13 protein-coding genes are annotated in these 17,576 nt (G+C 33.2%); 10 read left to right on the top strand and 3 right to left on the bottom strand.

Annotated features, from left to right (window positions below):
- The first annotated feature begins 151 nt into the window (after window positions 1-151).
- The gene (locus NTX22_09480) at window positions 152-358 is read left to right on the top strand and encodes a T9SS type A sorting domain-containing protein (GenBank protein MCX6150742.1); all 207 of its coding nucleotides are present in this window, start codon (window positions 152-154) and stop codon (window positions 356-358) included.
- Window positions 359-494: 136 nt separating this feature from the next.
- Window positions 495-1,397: a hypothetical protein gene (locus NTX22_09475; GenBank protein MCX6150741.1), complete on the top strand. Its 903-nt coding sequence runs from the start codon at window positions 495-497 to the stop codon at window positions 1,395-1,397.
- 271 nt (window positions 1,398-1,668) lie between these two features.
- Here NTX22_09475 and NTX22_09470 read toward each other — a convergent pair whose 3' ends face one another.
- Together NTX22_09470 and NTX22_09465 are read right to left on the bottom strand one after the other, a co-directional pair.
- On the bottom strand, window positions 1,669-3,174 hold the full coding sequence (locus NTX22_09470; GenBank protein ID MCX6150740.1) for a NapC/NirT family cytochrome c: 1,506 nt from the start codon (window positions 3,172-3,174) through the stop codon (window positions 1,669-1,671).
- Window positions 3,175-3,430: 256 nt separating this feature from the next.
- Window positions 3,431-7,972: a T9SS type A sorting domain-containing protein gene (locus NTX22_09465; GenBank protein ID MCX6150739.1), complete on the bottom strand. Its 4,542-nt coding sequence runs from the start codon at window positions 7,970-7,972 to the stop codon at window positions 3,431-3,433.
- A gap of 378 nt (window positions 7,973-8,350) precedes the next feature.
- Between NTX22_09465 and NTX22_09460 the strand changes: the two genes are divergently transcribed.
- The 6 genes from NTX22_09460 (at window position 8,351) to NTX22_09435 (ending at window position 13,437) form a co-directional block, all read left to right on the top strand.
- Complete coding sequence (locus NTX22_09460; GenBank protein MCX6150738.1) at window positions 8,351-9,943, top strand: HAMP domain-containing sensor histidine kinase; 1,593 nt, start codon at window positions 8,351-8,353, stop codon at window positions 9,941-9,943.
- Between the two features lie 21 nt (window positions 9,944-9,964).
- Window positions 9,965-10,651, top strand: coding sequence for a response regulator transcription factor (locus tag NTX22_09455; GenBank protein MCX6150737.1), 687 nt, complete (start codon window positions 9,965-9,967; stop codon window positions 10,649-10,651).
- A gap of 237 nt (window positions 10,652-10,888) precedes the next feature.
- Window positions 10,889-11,323 carry a HEAT repeat domain-containing protein gene (locus tag NTX22_09450; protein ID MCX6150736.1) on the top strand — a complete coding sequence of 145 codons (435 nt, stop codon included), beginning with the start codon at window positions 10,889-10,891 and terminating at the stop codon, window positions 11,321-11,323.
- 100 nt (window positions 11,324-11,423) lie between these two features.
- Window positions 11,424-12,473, top strand: coding sequence for a beta galactosidase jelly roll domain-containing protein (locus NTX22_09445; GenBank protein ID MCX6150735.1), 1,050 nt, complete (start codon window positions 11,424-11,426; stop codon window positions 12,471-12,473).
- 208 nt (window positions 12,474-12,681) lie between these two features.
- Window positions 12,682-13,152: a hypothetical protein gene (locus NTX22_09440; protein MCX6150734.1), complete on the top strand. Its 471-nt coding sequence runs from the start codon at window positions 12,682-12,684 to the stop codon at window positions 13,150-13,152.
- Between the two features lie 48 nt (window positions 13,153-13,200).
- The gene (locus NTX22_09435) at window positions 13,201-13,437 is read left to right on the top strand and encodes a 4Fe-4S binding protein (protein ID MCX6150733.1); all 237 of its coding nucleotides are present in this window, start codon (window positions 13,201-13,203) and stop codon (window positions 13,435-13,437) included.
- Between the two features lie 211 nt (window positions 13,438-13,648).
- On the opposite strand, the gene NTX22_09430 is transcribed toward NTX22_09435, so the two are convergent.
- Window positions 13,649-15,136 (bottom strand): M20/M25/M40 family metallo-hydrolase, encoded by a 1,488-nt coding sequence (locus tag NTX22_09430; protein MCX6150732.1) that lies wholly within the window; start codon window positions 15,134-15,136, stop codon window positions 13,649-13,651.
- A gap of 298 nt (window positions 15,137-15,434) precedes the next feature.
- Between NTX22_09430 and NTX22_09425 the strand changes: the two genes are divergently transcribed.
- Both NTX22_09425 and NTX22_09420 read left to right on the top strand, forming a co-directional pair.
- The gene (locus NTX22_09425) at window positions 15,435-16,112 is read left to right on the top strand and encodes a DUF4918 family protein (protein MCX6150731.1); all 678 of its coding nucleotides are present in this window, start codon (window positions 15,435-15,437) and stop codon (window positions 16,110-16,112) included.
- 62 nt (window positions 16,113-16,174) lie between these two features.
- Window positions 16,175-17,575 carry a family 1 glycosylhydrolase gene (locus NTX22_09420; protein ID MCX6150730.1) on the top strand — a complete coding sequence of 467 codons (1,401 nt, stop codon included), beginning with the start codon at window positions 16,175-16,177 and terminating at the stop codon, window positions 17,573-17,575.
- Window position 17,576: the final 1 nt, after the last annotated feature.

The raw sequence follows: 17,576 nt of genomic DNA, 5'->3' as shown, positions 1-17,576 counted from the left end.
GTGGCTGTCGTATAAGAAAATGAACTCATTAAATAATCTGTGTACAGTTCTAAGAGTTCTTTTTTCATCGCATACCTCTGATTTTTGTCACCAGAAATTTAATACCTTTCTTTCTCTTTGCGTAAGGTGAGTTATTAATTACGAATTAGGAATTACGAGTAAAGTAACATTAAAAGTTTTTGATATTTTAGGAAATGAAGTAGCAACTCTTGTTAATGAAGAAAAGCAAGCAGGAATTTATAAAATAGAATTTCCTCGTAGTGTCGGGGTAACCTCGACACTACTAAGTGGAGTTTATTTTTATCAATTAATGGCGGGAGATTTTATTCAAACAAAAAAGTTTATTCTGATCAAATAATTTTTCATTAATGTTAACTACTGAACTTTAGCTTATCTAATCTTGGGAAAATATAGATCGGGATACTTTTTGGACATTACATTCGGGAAATTTATAATTCATATTGAATTCTACTAACATTATAGCGGAAAGAATTATGAAAAATATTTTAGTCATTTTATTTTCTCTTCTTTTTTATACCAATATTTCTTTATGTGCTGATTTTTCCTTAAAAATCGGCTTGGATAAAAAAGAATACCTGAGATATGAACCAGTTGAAATTTTAGTAACGCTTCAAAATATTGATCTAAAAGAAGTTGAAATAGATGCTGATTTCGAGTCTTTTACTGATATTATTGTTACTGATTCATATGGGAAGCAATTAAAACGTACTTGGTACTGGACTGTTGATTCAAGGCATGATATTAAATATAAATTATTACCTGGTAAAAGTATAACTTACTCAACATCTTTATCAAGAGAATATGGTAATGAAAGTAAAGTTAAATACTATCTATGTAGAAATGTTTTCAATACTTTCCTTCCTGGTAAATATCAAGTAAAATTAAAATATTCACATTATTATTTAGATGCTTTTAATAAAAGTAAAAAGGAAGAATTTTACTCTAACACTAAAGAATTTATTATAAATGAACCAACGGTAAAAGATGATAAAATTGTATTGGAAAAACTAAATAATATTATCTTGAAATATGATAAAATTAAAAAAGATAATAATTCTATTTCAAAATGGGTTGATGAATTAATTTTACTTGTTGAAAAATTTCCTAATAGTAATTATGAGATGTGTATATATAATAATATTGTTGAAGAATATAGATTAATAAACTATGAAATACCTAAAATATTAATTGATAAGTTTTTAGATAAATACCCGAGTTCATCAATTGTTTTTAATTATGCCTCAACTCTGTTTAATAGAAATAAAAGTTTATATAACTCTAATGAATACAAGGAAAAACTGCAACCGAGTATAAAAAAGATGATCGAAGAGAATAATGAATTTAACAAGAGTAAGCATAAAATAATTTTTAAATAATGATAGGAAGGAAAAAAACCACCTTAATTACTTTTATAATAATTTCTTCGGTTGGCAAGGTCCAAACCTTGCCAGAGAAAACTTTATTTGATGTTCAAAGTATTATAAAAGCGGACCGAAAATTCAATCCACTAATTTTGTAAAAATAATCCTGCTAGCGGTATGAACAATTCTGTCAAGGATGGTCATTAACATCAGGGGAAAAAGATTGCGGATTGTAGTATAAAAAATATTTCCTTTCAATCCGCAACCCGCATTCTCAAATCCGCAATTACGGATTAAGTCCTGTATGGCAATCAACGCAAAGCGCTTCTTTCCAGCTTTCATCTCCATTTGGATGACGAAACGTAAGCGAGCTACCAAAGGAAGTAACCTGCAAACTATCCGGTGAACCTTGCGCACTTATTATATGGCATAAGTTGCAATCTTTAGAGATCAACTTTCCTTCATCGCTTTTATGATTATCATTATGGCACCTAAAGCAGCCGATAAATTCTATATGTCCAATATTGTTTGGATATGCGCTCCACTTCACTTTCATTTCTGGAAAGATGTTCCGTTTAAATTCCATCTGTAAACCGTTTATAGCTCTTTTAACCAGGTAAGTTTTTTCTGCAAAAATCTGTGGATATTTTTCCTTGTAAAAAGAATTGATGCCATCTTTAATTGCTTTCATAGCCGTATCAGTAGTTGAATAATCTTTTCCACATAAATCCATTGCAAGAGATTTTATCATCGGAAATTCTTTAGGAATAGTTCCGGCAGTAAGTGCGTTGTTTACAAAAAATGCCGGCGGTTTGTAATTATGCGATGGTCGATTGTGGCAATCGATGCAATCCATAACACGCGTTTCCAAAGTATCAAGCTGTTCCTTTTTCAATAACTGATTTTGATCCTGGAAAATCATCGTCTTTCCACTTTTCAGATTTGTAAACTTTACCCACGGAATTTTTTGTCTTTGCTTATCCAACGCTTTATATTCAATTACAACATCCTTATTAATGTGCCAGTGAATTCCTTCCTGCAAACCTTGCGCGCTATGGCTTCCGCCAATTTTTACTGCAAGATTAATATCCCATTCAGAATTTTTTTCATCAGACAGATAATGCTTTTCTAATCTCAATTTTCTATCATAAAATTTCTCGGGCCAGTGGCATTCCTGGCAGGTTTCCCTTGCAGGTCGCAAGTTAGAAATGGGAGTTGGAATTGGTTTTGGATAATCGCCTAACGTAACGGCATAAACCTGGTAAAGCCCAGACATTTTGGATTTTACATACCAATCAGCACCAGAGCCAACATGACAATCAACGCAGGCAACGCGTGCATGCGGAGATGATTGATAAGCCGTGTATTCCGGAAGCATAACTTTATGGCAGGTCTTACCGCAAAAGGGAACCGATTCTGTATAAATAAATGCTTCATAGCTGCCAACAGCAGAAAGGAATAAAAATATAAAAGTGCCAATGGCAAATATTATAAAAGCATTTCTATGGCTGGCAATATTTAAGTTAATTTCAGGCCAGCGTGTTTCTTCAACTCGTTTTTGCTTTTTTTCCCGTCTTACCTTAAGGAACATTCCTATTGGAATTAAAATTAAACCAACTATTAAAAACGCCGGGAGTACGATGTATATTACAAGTCCAAGGTATGAACTACCTCTTTCTAAAAAAGTTGTAATGGCAAAAAGAAAGACGATCATAAAGAAACAAATTAACGCAATGGTTGCGCCAATTAGAGAAATCCAGTTTGTAGTTGAATGCGGAAGTTTTATTTTCATATGCCCTCTAATTTATCAAATTGAATTACTGCAATTATAATCTGCAATAAGATAATTTTTAGATGTAAGAAGAGCAAGCGAAAATTGAAATGTTTTTTTGAAAAGTTTTGATTGCAGAAAATCTCTGTTCGATTTGTTTTAAAATAAAATGTTCCGGCTCGGCAGTAAATCTGCTTTACCGGAACAAGTTGAGGGAGTGAAAAATCTATTCCCAACGTGGTTCTCCCATTTTTCAAAGGGAGAACTGAGGATGGGATTACTTAACCAACATCATTTTTTTGCTAACTACCATATCGTTCGTTTTAATCTGGTAAATATAAATTCCACTTGATAGCTTACTGGCATCAAAGTTTGCTTCATAAAAGCCAGCCACCTTTTTTTCATTAACTAAAGTTGCTACTTCTCTTCCGAGGATATCAAAAACTTTTAATGTTAAATGCGAATCATATGGAATGGCATATTTAATTTTTGTAGTTGGATTAAATGGATTAGGATAATTCTGACTCAATTCAAATTCAGTCGGAATTTCTGTTATCTCATTTTGTTCGTTTCCTCTTTTTAATAATGCAATGCCTGCATCCGTTGGAACATAATCCGGGTCTGTGGTAATTAAGACCATATCAACCATAACATTTGGTCCAAACTCCAAGCCGGATACTGTTATTGTATGCTGCCCTGCACCAAATGAACCAATTGCAAGAGAAGTTATAGGACCAGTTTCTACGTTTCCGTTTCCACCCCAATGCCATTTGTTATAATTGTCTTTGTTGTTTCCGAATTTGCGTTTGAATCCACCATCAACGCTAAAATAAAAACTATTTGGATCCGTTCCAGTTCCTGCAAAATAAAACCGCCCCCAAACATAATAATTTGCAAGCTGAAGGAATTTAACATTAAAACTAATTGTGCTGGTTGTTGATGTACAATATGCAACCTTAGTACCAATTGAACCGATCTGAGTTTTTAAGGCTGAGCCATTAGCTAAAGTACCGGTTTCTGCAGTAAGTAAAAATGTATCACCATTAGGAGTAGCAATTGTATTCCCAATAAAATCAGCATCAGTTGGAATGTAGTTTGGATCTGAGGTAACTAAAACCATATCCACCATAACATTCGGTCCAAACTCGAATCCTGATATTGTAACAGTGTGAGAACCAGCTCCAAAATTACCAATTGAAATAGCTGTTAATGGACCTGTCTCAACATTCCCATTACCGCCCCAATGCCATTTGTTAAAATTATCTTTGTTATTACCAAATAGGCGTTTGATACCACCATCAATACTTAAATAAAAACAGTTTGGATCTGTACCAGTTCCAGCAAAATAAAATCTTCCCCAAACATAATAATTTGCAGTTTGTAAAAATCTAACATCAAAGCTTATACTGCTGGTTGTTGCGGCACAATATGCAACCTTAGTTCCCAGAGAACCGGTTTGAGTCTTTAAAGCCGCACCATTTGTTAATGTACCGTTCTCAGCGGTTAGTGTAATTTTATCATCAGTTGGATGTGAATTTGGGTTTGTTGAAAGCAATATTTCATCAAGCATATTTGTCGCTCCAACTTCATCTCCAAAAACTGTAATTGTGTGTTGTCCTACAGTTAAATTACCAAGAGATAAAATTTTTGGTGTTCCTGTACTTGTTGATCCATCGCCGCCCCAATACCATTTGTTAAGATTAACATCATTATTCCCAAATTTTAGTTTAGTGCCATTATCAACACTTATAAAGAAAGAATTTGGTCCTGTTGTAGTAGCTGTTTCCCAAAAGAATCTGCCCCACACATACCAGTTTCCTGCCGATGGAATATTTACCGTAAAGGCAACTGTACTGCTTGTAGAAGTGCAGTAAGCTACTTTTAATCCAGCCGATCCGGTTTTGTATTTTAATGTAGTTCCGTTTGCAGGAATTCCTTTTTCGGCAAGCAGTGTAATATCTTTTGCTGTTGCTTGCTGTTGTTGCTGAAATTGAAAATTAGTACTGTTTGCGGAAATTACATTACCGGCATCATCCTTAATGTTGGAAACAATTAAAGCATAAGTTTTATTTGCCGTAAGTGAACTTGTTGTTAATGTAACTTCATCTCTTGCAGAATTTAAAAGAGCATTGGTTACGGTTATTCCGTTGTTAATTGTGTAGTTTGATAATACTGGGACTTCGGTTGTTCTAACTTTTTCAGAAAATTTAATCGTTACATTATTTGGAGTAAGAGCAACAACAGAAACGATAGCGGGAGGAATATTATCCGTTATTCCACCGGAACCAAGTAATAAGTTAATTTTATCAATTATTGCATAGCGCGTACTGTTTAAATCCTGAGTAGGATCAATAGAATTTGCGAACTGTTGAAATGAACTAACATCTCTTCCTAAATTTTTAAGAGAATCAATTTTATCCTGGAGGGTTGAAACATAGCGAATATCATCTACAGCTTCACGGAAACCTTCCCACTGAACAGTGCTTATAACTCCATCTGAAATTGGATAAGAGTAAACATGATCCCGGTAAGGATGCGGTTGTGTTGGTTCAGGGTCAAAGTCGTTCCATATATGTCCATAATTTCTTTGATAAGCATAATTCATTACACCATCATAATTATTTTTCCATAAAAGGAAACCGTAATTACGTCTGTAAACTTCCGGGTCCTCAACACCAGCCATTGGATTATGATAATCATATATTTTCTTTCCGGATGAATGATATAAATCCGCTTGTTCTTTTCTTGGATCGGGTTGAATATTTGCACAGTCCAACAAGTCACCAACTACATCATAATGTTTATAATAACCGGCAGCAAAAACTTTTGCGCCGGCATCATGAACTGCCTGCCAGGCGGGTCTTTCGCTTAATAAAACATCTCCAACTGCTTCGTCAATTCCATATACATAAAGATTTGAATAACCATATTGTGCAATTTTATTTTTCCACGAGGTTACTGAGTTTTTTAAAGTAGTTAAAGCAGCGGTTGTTGAAGGATTACCAGTTTCAAATCCGGTTACAAATAATCTATCCTTTGGCAATCCTACCTGGTTGCGGATTGTTAAATCTGCTCCAATATTGTTAAGCGATTGATAAGTTGTTGGATAAAGAACACCGTGCTCTTTCATATCAGTCATTTCAATTTTGTATTGGTTGCTGCTTTTTGCAAATGAAGTGAAAGGATCTTTCTGCCAATTTGCGTCATCAACATAACCGTGGTAATAGAGAGAATAACTTAAGCGAGAAGGATTTAATTTGAATGACAGAACTTCTATTTCCACTGGTATTGTTGTAACTGTTCCAATTACATCTGCTGTAATTGTAATGTTACCTGTATACTTACCAGGTGCTGTATTTGCTGGAACATGAAGTGTAAACCAAAGTTGTTTATTTCTGTCCGCTGTTAAAGAGAATGGTTGTAATACTGCGGCATCTTTTATTTTTACATTTGTTGGGATGGAGGTGCTTGTTCCGCTGATATTAATATAATAAGTAGTTCCATCTGTTCTTTGAACAAGAAGTGAATTTGTTTTTGCTGTTTCATCAACTAAAATTAAAGCATCATTTTTTATAAGCAATTCCTGAGTTAGCCATTTACCCGTTCTTCCATTAATATCATAACCATTCTGGTACCAAACTTTAGCAATAAAAGCATCAAGAGCGGATGCAGGAATTGTTCCGCCGCTTCCAGTTAAAGAAGTCCACTGAACTTTAATATTATTTACCGCAGCTCTTGCCTGAAGAAATAAAGAAAAAGGTTCATACTCACTTGCACAAACGCGTGCAGTAAACTTTGGATTTGAAATTATGTCGCCAGGTATATTGGTTCCGGTTAATCTATTGTATTGAGTTGGATTGATTGAGAAGGGAACTAATTTAGCGGCTTGATTATTTATTTCTACGTTTAATAATTGAACCCAACTAGGCCATAAACCAATAAGCTCTTCAAGTGAATCCATTACAGTTGGAGCAAAGTATGGTTTACCATCCATCATTCCAAATAGATTATTAATATCGGTATTCGCTTTCTGAAGACTATTGTAATATGCCTGTCCTTTTGAAGTAAGCGTTAAACCAGTAATGTTGGGAATTGGAGGAAGTGCAAGTCGCTCAGTATGTTTTAGTGTTACAATTCCTAATAGCTTTGTTTGAAAAGCTGCCCACCATGCGGTGTATTGTAATGGAAAAGTGGTTTGATCGAGAACGGTTCCTTTTAGTTCAAGTTTATCAATATAAAAAACTAAGCGATGCGAACCTTTGGCTTTAATCATTAAAGGAATAAACCCAAGCTGCCTGCCAAAGTCATCATAGGTAGAGCCATATATTTTATTGTGAGCAAAGTAATCTGCATGATAAATTATATCATCAGATAAACTTATTTTTTGGTTAAACCAGGTGTTAAATTGTGTAACCGCTGGCGCCCCGGGTATTCGTGTAAGTCCAGTGGGTGGAAAATCATAATCATAACCAAGCTTTACAAGTTGCGCTGTTGGACTATCCATCCATAAGTAAACAGAAAAATCCATTTTACCATGAAGATTAACGGAAACAGGTAAGGTCCAATAATAATAGCAATCGTTTGTACCATTCCCATTAATCGTAATATCCATCTTCAAAGATTTTGTCCCGTCAACAAATCGATCGCTGGATGGACCAAAAAAGTTTATTGTGTAGGTGGCGTTTGAAGTCCAAAATTTGAATGGATTTATGGTTTCAAAATTTTGAGTGTAGACAAAATTTTGAGAAAACGCTTTTGTAAATAACAAAGTTACCAGAAGTGCCATTTTGAGCGACCCCTTTAAAGTTACTCTAAACATAATTGCACTCCTTGCATATTTTAAGAACTTCTTATGACTTAGCAAAGAAGGTGCCGCAATAATAAATTGAAAAACGGATAAAAAAAAGAGAATAAATTTTTACGGTGAATTTATACTGGTTAAATATCTCCAATTGAAGATAATTATTACCGATTAAATTTTTTTAGACATAAAATGTAGTAATCTTTTCTTTTTGAGAACTTCTCTATTGATTTCACAACCGGATTGTTAAGAATAAATTTGCTTACTATTCTTGTAGCTGGGAAAAACAAAACAAAATTTAGTGGGGGATTTTTAATGTGAACCGAATATTTGATGATTCAATAAATGTCTCTATCATATATTATCACTTTTCATTATTTTTCTTAGCAGGTAAATATGAATAGAAAATTATCGTCTTTGTCTAATCAAAAACCAATTACCAGAATTGGATTAATACTTTTTTTAATAATATTGTTACCGGCGCTATTTTTTTCTATTTATGAACTTAGTTCTTTAAGTGAAAATGAAAAAGTAATACAATCAATTTATAACAACCAACTGGATGCAATTCTTTTTTCAGTAAACCAATATTCTGAAGATATAGTTGGCACCTGGGCAACAAAGTTAAACCTTGCTTTAATTGATAAACAAAAAAATGTTTCGGAATTCCAGAAACGAATCGATGAATTTTTAAGTTTAAATACATCAATCAACTTAATTTTTTTTACTGACAGTATTCCCAACCAGGACATAGATTTTTTCCCAACTAAAGCTAAAAAATTCTCAGCCTTTAATGTGGAGACTGCAAAGAAGATTATTTTTGCTAATGAAAGTAAAACCAGAAGATTATTCACCTATAAACAAGGAGGTTACCAAAAATTTGAAACCCTTCAGGATTCAACCGTAGGAAACAATTCCGTAATTATGTTCTTGTTAAATGCCAAATACAGCAAAGCTAAAATTTGTGTTATCATTTTCGATCCGAATGTTTTTATCAGGCAAATTCTTTTACCAAAACTACAAAATGTTTCGCAGCAAAAATTTACAATAACTGTATTTAATAATTCAAATAATAGAATTATATATTCCACAGAAGAAATTGATATTAATAAGATTGAACAAAGAAAATCCCTTTGGCTCCTTCCAGATTATAGCCTTGGTATTACACTAAAAGGGGAAACAATTAGTGGTCTGGTAAATGCAAGATCACAATTTAACCTGGCGTTAATTGTACTATTAAACATTGTTCTGATTACTGGTTTGTGGTTAGCATATAAAAGTATAAGAAAAGAAATTGAGCTGGCGCAGATAAAATCGGATTTCGTTTCTAATGTGTCTCACGAATTAAGAACCCCATTAGCTTTGATTACAATGTTTGCTGAAACATTGGAATTGGAGCGTGTAAAAACTGAAGAAAAAAAGAAAGAGTATTATAAGATCATCAGCCAGGAAGCTAACAGGTTAAGCAAGATTGTTAATAAGATTCTTAATTTTTCCAAAATGGAAGCGGGGAAAATAAAATATCATTTAGAGGAAACGGATCTTAACAATCTTGTGGAAAATATTTTTAATACATACACCTATCATCTTCAAAGCAATGGATTTGTTTTTTCATTTCAGAAAGAAGAAAATCTTTCACCTGTAAAAGCAGATAAAGAAGCTTTATCAGAAGCAATAATAAACTTAATTGATAATGCTGTAAAGTACAGTGACACAAAAAAAGATATAACTATAAAAACGGGTAAAGAAAAAGAATCAGTATATGTAGAAGTTCAGGATTGTGGAATTGGTATTTCTAAAGAAGATCAGAAAAGAATTTTTGAAAAATTCTACCGTGTTACTTCTGGAAATTTGCACAACACTAAAGGAACGGGATTGGGCTTATCATTAGTAAAGTACATTGTGGATGTGCATAAGGCTAAAATAACAGTGGATAGTAATCCTGGTAAAGGAAGCAGTTTTAAAATTTCATTACCAGTAAAAATTTAAGATAAATTTTAGGAGAATAAAATGATAAAGATTTTAATTGTTGAAGATGAAACTCATATGAGAATGGGTTTGAAAGATAATCTTGAATTTGAAGGTTATGAAGTTGATTATGCTGAAGATGGTGAAATAGCGGTAAATAAAATTCTTAATAACCAGTTTAACTTAATCCTTCTTGATGTTATGCTTCCCAAACTTTCAGGTTTTGATGTATGTAAACGGATAAGAAAAGAAGGGATTAAGACTCCGGTAATTTTGGTTACTGCCAAAGGAGAAGAAATTGATAAAGTACTTGGACTTGAATTAGGAGCCGATGATTATGTTACAAAACCATTCAGCTTACGGGAACTACTGGCTAGAATTAAAGCCATCCTGCGAAGATCCGAAGAAAATGTGCCTGAGAAAAAAGACGTACAGGTAAGGATTGGAAAAATAGAAGTAAACTTTACTTCTTATAACGCCGACGCTGATGGCGAATCAGTTCAAATGTCTCACAAGGAATTTGAAATTCTCCATTACCTTTGGGAAAACAAAAACAAAACAGTTAGCCGTGATGAGCTTCTACAAAAAATTTGGGGATATGATGAATCCCCAACAACGCGCACTGTTGATAACTTCATTTTAAAACTCCGTCAGAAAATTGAGATTGATTCAAACAATCCCAAGATAATTTTAACTGTGCATGGAATTGGTTATAAATTGCTTGATTAAGCAATCAAATTAAACTGAAACAAATGTGGTTCAATATTTAAGATATTAAAGCTGGGATTGTTTATACTTTTCTTAGAGGATTCTTCATCAAATAAAAAGATCCGCCTACTCCCCTTAAATTTTTAGATGTGACATTCTTTTACAACACTTTACTTTCGCTTGACAACTCTACTCTTCTGGTTTCCGTCTAAAATGATGAATAAAGAAAAATATTCATCAAATAAAGGAGACATAAAAATGAAACAAAATATGACGACCAAATTTTTTTTAATAGCAGTTGCATTAACCGCAATATATGCAAATGCTTATTCAGCCTGCGATCCCATATCAAATAAAGTTGATAAAACCAAAGCAGCAATTGAAAACTTAAAGCTGGGAATAAAATCTGAAAATAATGGTTTAAGAAGAAGCAGTATTTATATGGTTGGAAAATACAAATTGTCAGAATTAAAAAATGAGTTAATGGAGCAATTAAAAAAAGAAACATTCCCAAGCAATAGAATACTAATAGCCTTGTCTTTATATCAAATTGGAGAAGCTGATGGTATTGATTTGGTAAAAACTTTTGCTGAAAAAGATAATGATCAGAAAGTAAGAAGAATGTGTACGGCAATTTATAATGAATATTTAAAAGTAATGGGAATAGTTCAAATTTCTGAAGTAGGAAAATAAAAAATAAAGTAGGGTATGACAAAATTTTACAATTTTTTACTTGATTATGACTATCTCTCTAATAATAGTTTATAAATTATAATTACAATAGAAAACATTAATGAGCTTCATAAAAAAAATATTGTTGTTAAGTATAATTACTTTCACGTCATCCCAAAATCTGTTTGCGCGCGATTGGGAGAGGATATTAAACCTAAAAGGTTTATGGAAATTCTCAATTGGGGATGATAAACAATGGTCTCTTCCAAATTACAAAGACAAGAGCTGGGAAGAAATTAAAGTTCCTTCTCCCTGGGAAGATCAAGGATTCTACGGATATGATGGATATGCCTGGTACCGCAAACATTTTTTCTGTCCAAATGATCTTAAAGGAAAAAGTATTTTCTTGTTTCTTGGTTATATAGATGATGTTGATGAAGTTTATTTAAATGGTACTCCAATTGGCGCTTCGGGATCTTTTCCCCCTGAATATAATACTGCATATAGTGCTTTTAGAAAATATTATGTTCCAAATTACCTTATTAAATTTAATAGCGAAAATGTTCTGGCAGTTAGAGTTTATGATGCGCAACTGGGTGGTGGAATTGTTAATGGTGATATTGGATTTTATTATCAAACCAATGTATTGCAAGCTGACGTTGTTTTGGAAGGAATGTGGAAGTTTAAAACCGGGGACGAGAATGAGTGGAAAGGAGCAAATTATAATGATAAGGAATGGTCACAGATATTTGTGCCTGCAAATTGGGAATCTCAAGGATATGAAAACTATGATGGTTTTGCCTGGTACAGAAAAAAAATCACTTTGCCCGAAAATCTTAAAAATAAAAAACTTGTACTAATGCTTGGTAAAATAGATGATTTAGATGAAGTATTCATAAATGGTAAAATGATTGGTTCAACAGGTCGAATGCAAGTTCAAGAGAATAAAATTTCTGTAGATCAGGAATATCAGAAGTTTAGAGGATATTATATTCCGGAAAATTTATTAAAAACTGGTGATAACATTATTGCTGTTAGAGTTTATGATGGCTGGATCGATGGGGGTATTTATGAGGGACCAATCGGACTTATTACACAGGATAAATACATTAAATTTTGGAGGAGCCAAAAAAAATCGAAATCATTTTGGGATTTTTTGTTTAACCGCTAATTCTTCTATCTGAAAATCTATTACCTTCCAATTTAATTTTTAAGCTGATGTAAACCTTAAAAACGGATGTTTTAGCATCTGTCCGGCATTATTATTGTTATAAGCCCAAATTAAAAAAGTTAAAAAAAATCTTGGATAAGACTGTCGAATTTATATTTTTGAAATGCCAATTAACTAATCATTTATTTTAACATTCATTGGAGGTTCTATGCAATTTACTAAAAAACTAAACCGTAAAGACTTTTTAAAATACGGTGCAATTTTATTGGGGGCTCCTTTACTCATCTCAATAAACAGCTCCTGTTCTAAAGTTACAGATACAGGAGATGTTGAAACACATTCCAAGTTAGACAAAGCAATATCCAAAGAACCAAATTACGTTGTAAGTGCAAACCTAAGCAAAACAACCGGCGAAAACGTATCCAAAATTCCTTTAAGCTCAATTACTAATGCCAGAAAGGGTGTTAATCTTGTAACAAAAATTATTAACAACAATGATTCGTTTAAATTGCAAACAGTAAATGTAAATTTATTGAATGCAGATGGCTCTTTTGCTTATGTTACCGGTCTTGCTAATGGTGACGTTTTGTTATTGGAACCTGGTAAAACTATTAAATTGCTTGCAAACATTGATCGGGTAGGTTTAAGAAATCGATTTATCCATATTAAAAAAAGTTAAATAATTATTTTAGAATTAAAAATTATTAATAAATTTTTAGGAGATATTATGGTCCGAAGACAATACCCTTGTGTAAAAGTTTGCGAAATGGAAGCAATTTATATCAACAAAAATGGAAACTTACAAATTGATATGGATTGGTGCATCGGTTGTGATAGATGCATCCTTGCCTGTCCACTTGAAGCCTGCCAGGTTAACAAATACTATATATTATTTATAGAAATTGTTTTGTGTTGTGCAAAATCAAATGGTGGATATGACGAATGCAAATATTGGGACGTGTAAAATAATTTCATTCACATACCTGGGGGGTTACGTAAATCGTAACCCCTTTTTGTAGACAAGGGAAAATTTGCACAATTATTTATCTGTTTATTAAACCTGATTGATTTTAATCAGCCAAATACTTTGCAACAAATATTTTTCCACCCAGTTAAAAATAGTTTCCGCTTTGGTAGGATAACCGGTTAAAAGAGTAACTGCTTTTGGTATAATTTTATTTTACTTCCTCTTTTTTGTAAATTCCACAAGCTGCTTCATATGCAGTTAAGTAAGCCAGCTTTGTTATTCTTTCAAACAAATCCTTGTTTAAAGTTTCTGGTGTATCGGTTAAACAATGCAGATGTTCGTAGCTGTTAGTTGTAACAAAGTAAGCGCACGGAATTTTTTTCTGATGAAACGGTGTTGCATCTGCGCCGCCGCCAGCCCACGTAGTCCTAACCATCATTTTTGTGTAAAGGGAATCGTTTCTCCTTGCAAGCTGCCATAATTGTGGCGAACTCAAGCCATTACCAACCTGGATGCTGTCTCCATAACCGACACAATCAAGATTAATCATTGCTGTAATTTTATCAAGCGGAACTGGAGGATTATCTACAAAATGCTTTGCGCCGGCTAATCCAATTTCCTCACTTGCAAATAATACAAAAATAATTGAGCGTTTGGGTTTTATATTATTTGCAATAAAAGTTCTTGCAATTTCTAAAACAGCGGCTGAGCCGGAAGCATTATCATTTGCTCCAGGAGCAAATATTTCCCCACCTTGGCTACCTACATGATCTAAATGAGCGCCGATAACAAGATATTCATCCTTCAGTTTTTCATCCGATCCTTCAAGTAAACCAACAAGGTTCATCGTTTCCTGTTCTTTAAAATATTTTGAATGCACATCAACTTCAGCAGAAGTTTTTAATAAAATTGAATTTGGTTTTTTTAGCGAATCAATTTTTGTTTCAAGTTCTTTTAACGAAAATCCGCTTCCGGTAAGAAATTCATCTGCAACCGGAATATCAATATGCAAAGATGGAAAATCCTCTTTCTGCTCCCCTTCACCTTCAAGAATACTTAAAATAGTTTTTTGTGGCTTTGCATCATTGGGAAATGAAACCAGTAGCAGAGCAACAGCTCCATGTTTAGCAGCGTTAGAAATTTTGTATCTGATTGATCCTTCACCCCAATCTGATGTATCATTAATTCTCCATTTGGGATTGTATTTAAAGGCAATTACTATTTTTCCTTTAACATCCATACCGGCATAATCATCATAACCAATTCCGGGTTTCGTTAATCCATAACCAACAAAAGCCAGCGGAGCAGTTAAGTGATTTGCTCCTGTAAATCCGCGGCACACAAAATCTTTCCCAAGTTTATATTCTTTTTTGATTATTCCTTCATCAACTAAATTAAGTTTTATAGGTGAATTAATTTCGTTGTATTCAACTTTAAATTTTTGAAAATAATTTTCATCACCAAGCGGTTTAAGGTTTAGGTAAGAAAATTCGTTCGCAATAAAATATGCCGCTTTATTATAACCTTTGCTGCCGGATAATCTTCCCGCTAATTCTTTTGAAGCAAGATAGCTAACTGTTTTCATTAAACTTTGTTTGGAAATTGACGACAAACCTGGTACGTCTGTTTGATTTTTATTTTGTGAATGGAGGCTAATGAACGATACAATTAACAACAGAGAAATTTTATATTTCATTTTTTATCTTATGCTTTATTTTAAAAATAGAAAAATATTCTCGGCAAAGTTAATAAAATTGCTTTTGCAGGCAAAACATAGTTTAAATAATTGTTGTGATGAAATTGTGTTATTTCATTTTAAGGATTTGTATCTTGTTTTCCAAAATGATTTTAAGAACTATTGGTAATTGATATTGCGGTCAATCGAGCAAGATGGGTTCTGGCGCGGCTTTTTAGAGTAAAGGAATTTTGAAAAATATATTAAGATTGATTCTGGATTAAAATCATTCAGCACAAGAAAAAAAATAAGTTGAATTATGACTTTTGCAAATAAAGCAATAAAATATTTTTTGAATCTCGGCACTCCTGCAAATCTTCCTAAGACTATTAGCGTTATAAATCCATACGAAAAAGAAGATGTAAAAAAAACCGTAAAAGAATTTTTTGCCAAATATTATGATGATCAGGAAGAAAGAGTTTTTATCTTCGGAATTAACCCCGGAAGATTTGGCGGCGGTTTAACAGGTATATCTTTTACAGATCCTGTTGCATTGAGAGAAAAATGCGGTATCGAAAATTCTTTTGGAACAAGGAAAGAAATTTCCAGCGAATTTGTTTATAAGGTGATTGAAGAATATGGCGGAACAGATAAATTCTTTTCAAGATTTTTCCTTAGCGCTCTTTTTCCGCTTGCAATAATTAAGAATGGAATAAATTATAATTATTATGATGAACCGGAACTGCTAAAAGTTTTGCATTCAGAAATAGTTTTATCAATACGGAAACAGACGGCGTTTGGTGCTAATAGGAAAAATGTAATTTCCTTCGGCAGAAAAAATGGTGAGTTTCTTAAAAGATTTAATGGCGAGTTGGAATTGTTTAATAAAGTTGAAACGCTTGACCATCCAAGATTTATTATGCAATACAAAAGAAAATCGCTGAACAAATTTATTGATGAGTATCTTGGTGTTTTCAACATGGTTGTAAAGAGTTGAACGCTAAATATTTTTTAATTATTATCACGTAGGTTATTTCCAAACTTTCCTGCGGTACTGAAATGAAAATCATTTTCTGGTTAATTCTTTCGTTGTTTATTTCCTATGCAGTTGCAATTTTCTTACTACGCAACCCGGATACAAATCTTAAATTTGATTTTAATGAAATTAAGAAGATTCCTTTAAAGATTGACAAAAGCTTTCTTTGGGGAAGCGCTACTTCTGCACACCAGGTTGAAGGATATTGTACAAATAATAACTGGACTATATTTGAAGATGCAGTGGATGAAAAAGGAAAACCGCGAATATTTAACAATCAGAAAGCCGGAGCAGCAAGTGATCACTGGAACCGGTACAAGGAAGACATTCAATTGATGAAAAAGATTGGACTGAATGCATATCGCTTTTCTGTTGAATGGAGCAAGATAGAACCCGAAGAAGGAAAATTCGATGAATCAGTTTTAGATCATTATGAAAAAGTTGTTGATGAACTCCGTGCAAATGGAATTGAACCGATGATCACGCTTCATCATTTTACAAATCCCATCTGGTTCGAAAAGCAAGGAGCATTCCTTCAAGATAATTCCCCAAAAGTTTTTGCCAGGTTTGCTGAAAAAGTTTTTAAAAGATTAAGAAAAAAAGTTAAACTTTGGTGCACAATCAACGAACCAACGGTTTATGCATTCAACGGATACTTCTTTGGAGAATTTCCTCCCGCTGAAAAAGATCCGCAAAAGGCAGTAAGAGTTTTTAGAAATTTGTTGCTGGCACATACCGAGGCTTACCTGGCAATTAAAAAAATTGATGTTGATGCACAGGTTGGAATTGCAACCGCAATTTACGCTTTCGATCCATCCATACAGTGGAATTTGTTTGATGTTTTGGCTTCATACTACGCAAATGAAAATATGAATGAAGTAGTGCTTAACTTTCTATCAAATGGAGAGTTTGATTTTTACATTCCAGGTTTGGTAAAAGAAAAATATGAAAGTGATGTTATGAACACTTTCGATTTCATCGGACTGAATTACTACACAAGATTTGTGGTTCACTATAATCCATTCTCTGGCAAAACTATTCAGGAGGTAAAAGAAAACTCACGCGGGGATACTACCGATATGGGCTGGGAAATTTATCCCGAAGGTTTTTATCGTTCGCTTAAGCTGATCAATTCTTTTACTAATAAACCAATTTACATTACTGAAAATGGAATTGCTGATGATAGTGACGTTAAACGACCAAAATTTATCAAAGATCATCTTCGTGTAATGAACAAAGCAATTGCAGAAGGAATAAATGTTAAAGGATATTTCTACTGGACACTGATGGATAACTTTGAATGGGCAAAAGGATTTTCTAAACGCTTTGGGCTTTACTCTGTTGATTTTAATACTCAGGAAAGAAAACTAAGAAATGGAAGCCTTGCTTATCCTGAGATGATTAAAGAATTTAAAAGCAAGTAAA

The organism is Ignavibacteriales bacterium, assembly GCA_026390815.1.
Classification (GTDB): Bacteria; Bacteroidota; Ignavibacteria; order Ignavibacteriales; family SURF-24; genus JAPLFH01.
This window is presented reverse-complemented; position numbering and strand designations above follow the sequence as displayed.

What these genes read in the sequence shown, in the direction of transcription:
- NTX22_09475 (MCX6150741.1), top strand. Translation starts at nt 495, where the DNA reads ATGAAAAATATTTTAGTCATTTTATTTTCTCTTCTTTTTTATACCAAT.
- NTX22_09470 (MCX6150740.1), bottom strand. Translation starts at nt 3,174, where the DNA reads ATGAAAATAAAACTTCCGCATTCAACTACAAACTGGATTTCTCTAATT.
- NTX22_09465 (MCX6150739.1), bottom strand. Translation starts at nt 7,972, where the DNA reads ATGTTTAGAGTAACTTTAAAGGGGTCGCTCAAAATGGCACTTCTGGTA.
- NTX22_09460 (MCX6150738.1), top strand. Translation starts at nt 8,351, where the DNA reads ATGAATAGAAAATTATCGTCTTTGTCTAATCAAAAACCAATTACCAGA.
- NTX22_09455 (MCX6150737.1), top strand. Translation starts at nt 9,965, where the DNA reads ATGATAAAGATTTTAATTGTTGAAGATGAAACTCATATGAGAATGGGT.
- NTX22_09450 (MCX6150736.1), top strand. Translation starts at nt 10,889, where the DNA reads ATGAAACAAAATATGACGACCAAATTTTTTTTAATAGCAGTTGCATTA.
- NTX22_09445 (MCX6150735.1), top strand. Translation starts at nt 11,424, where the DNA reads ATGAGCTTCATAAAAAAAATATTGTTGTTAAGTATAATTACTTTCACG.
- NTX22_09440 (MCX6150734.1), top strand. Translation starts at nt 12,682, where the DNA reads ATGCAATTTACTAAAAAACTAAACCGTAAAGACTTTTTAAAATACGGT.
- NTX22_09435 (MCX6150733.1), top strand. Translation starts at nt 13,201, where the DNA reads ATGGTCCGAAGACAATACCCTTGTGTAAAAGTTTGCGAAATGGAAGCA.
- NTX22_09430 (MCX6150732.1), bottom strand. Translation starts at nt 15,136, where the DNA reads ATGAAATATAAAATTTCTCTGTTGTTAATTGTATCGTTCATTAGCCTC.
- NTX22_09425 (MCX6150731.1), top strand. Translation starts at nt 15,435, where the DNA reads ATGACTTTTGCAAATAAAGCAATAAAATATTTTTTGAATCTCGGCACT.
- NTX22_09420 (MCX6150730.1), top strand. Translation starts at nt 16,175, where the DNA reads ATGAAAATCATTTTCTGGTTAATTCTTTCGTTGTTTATTTCCTATGCA.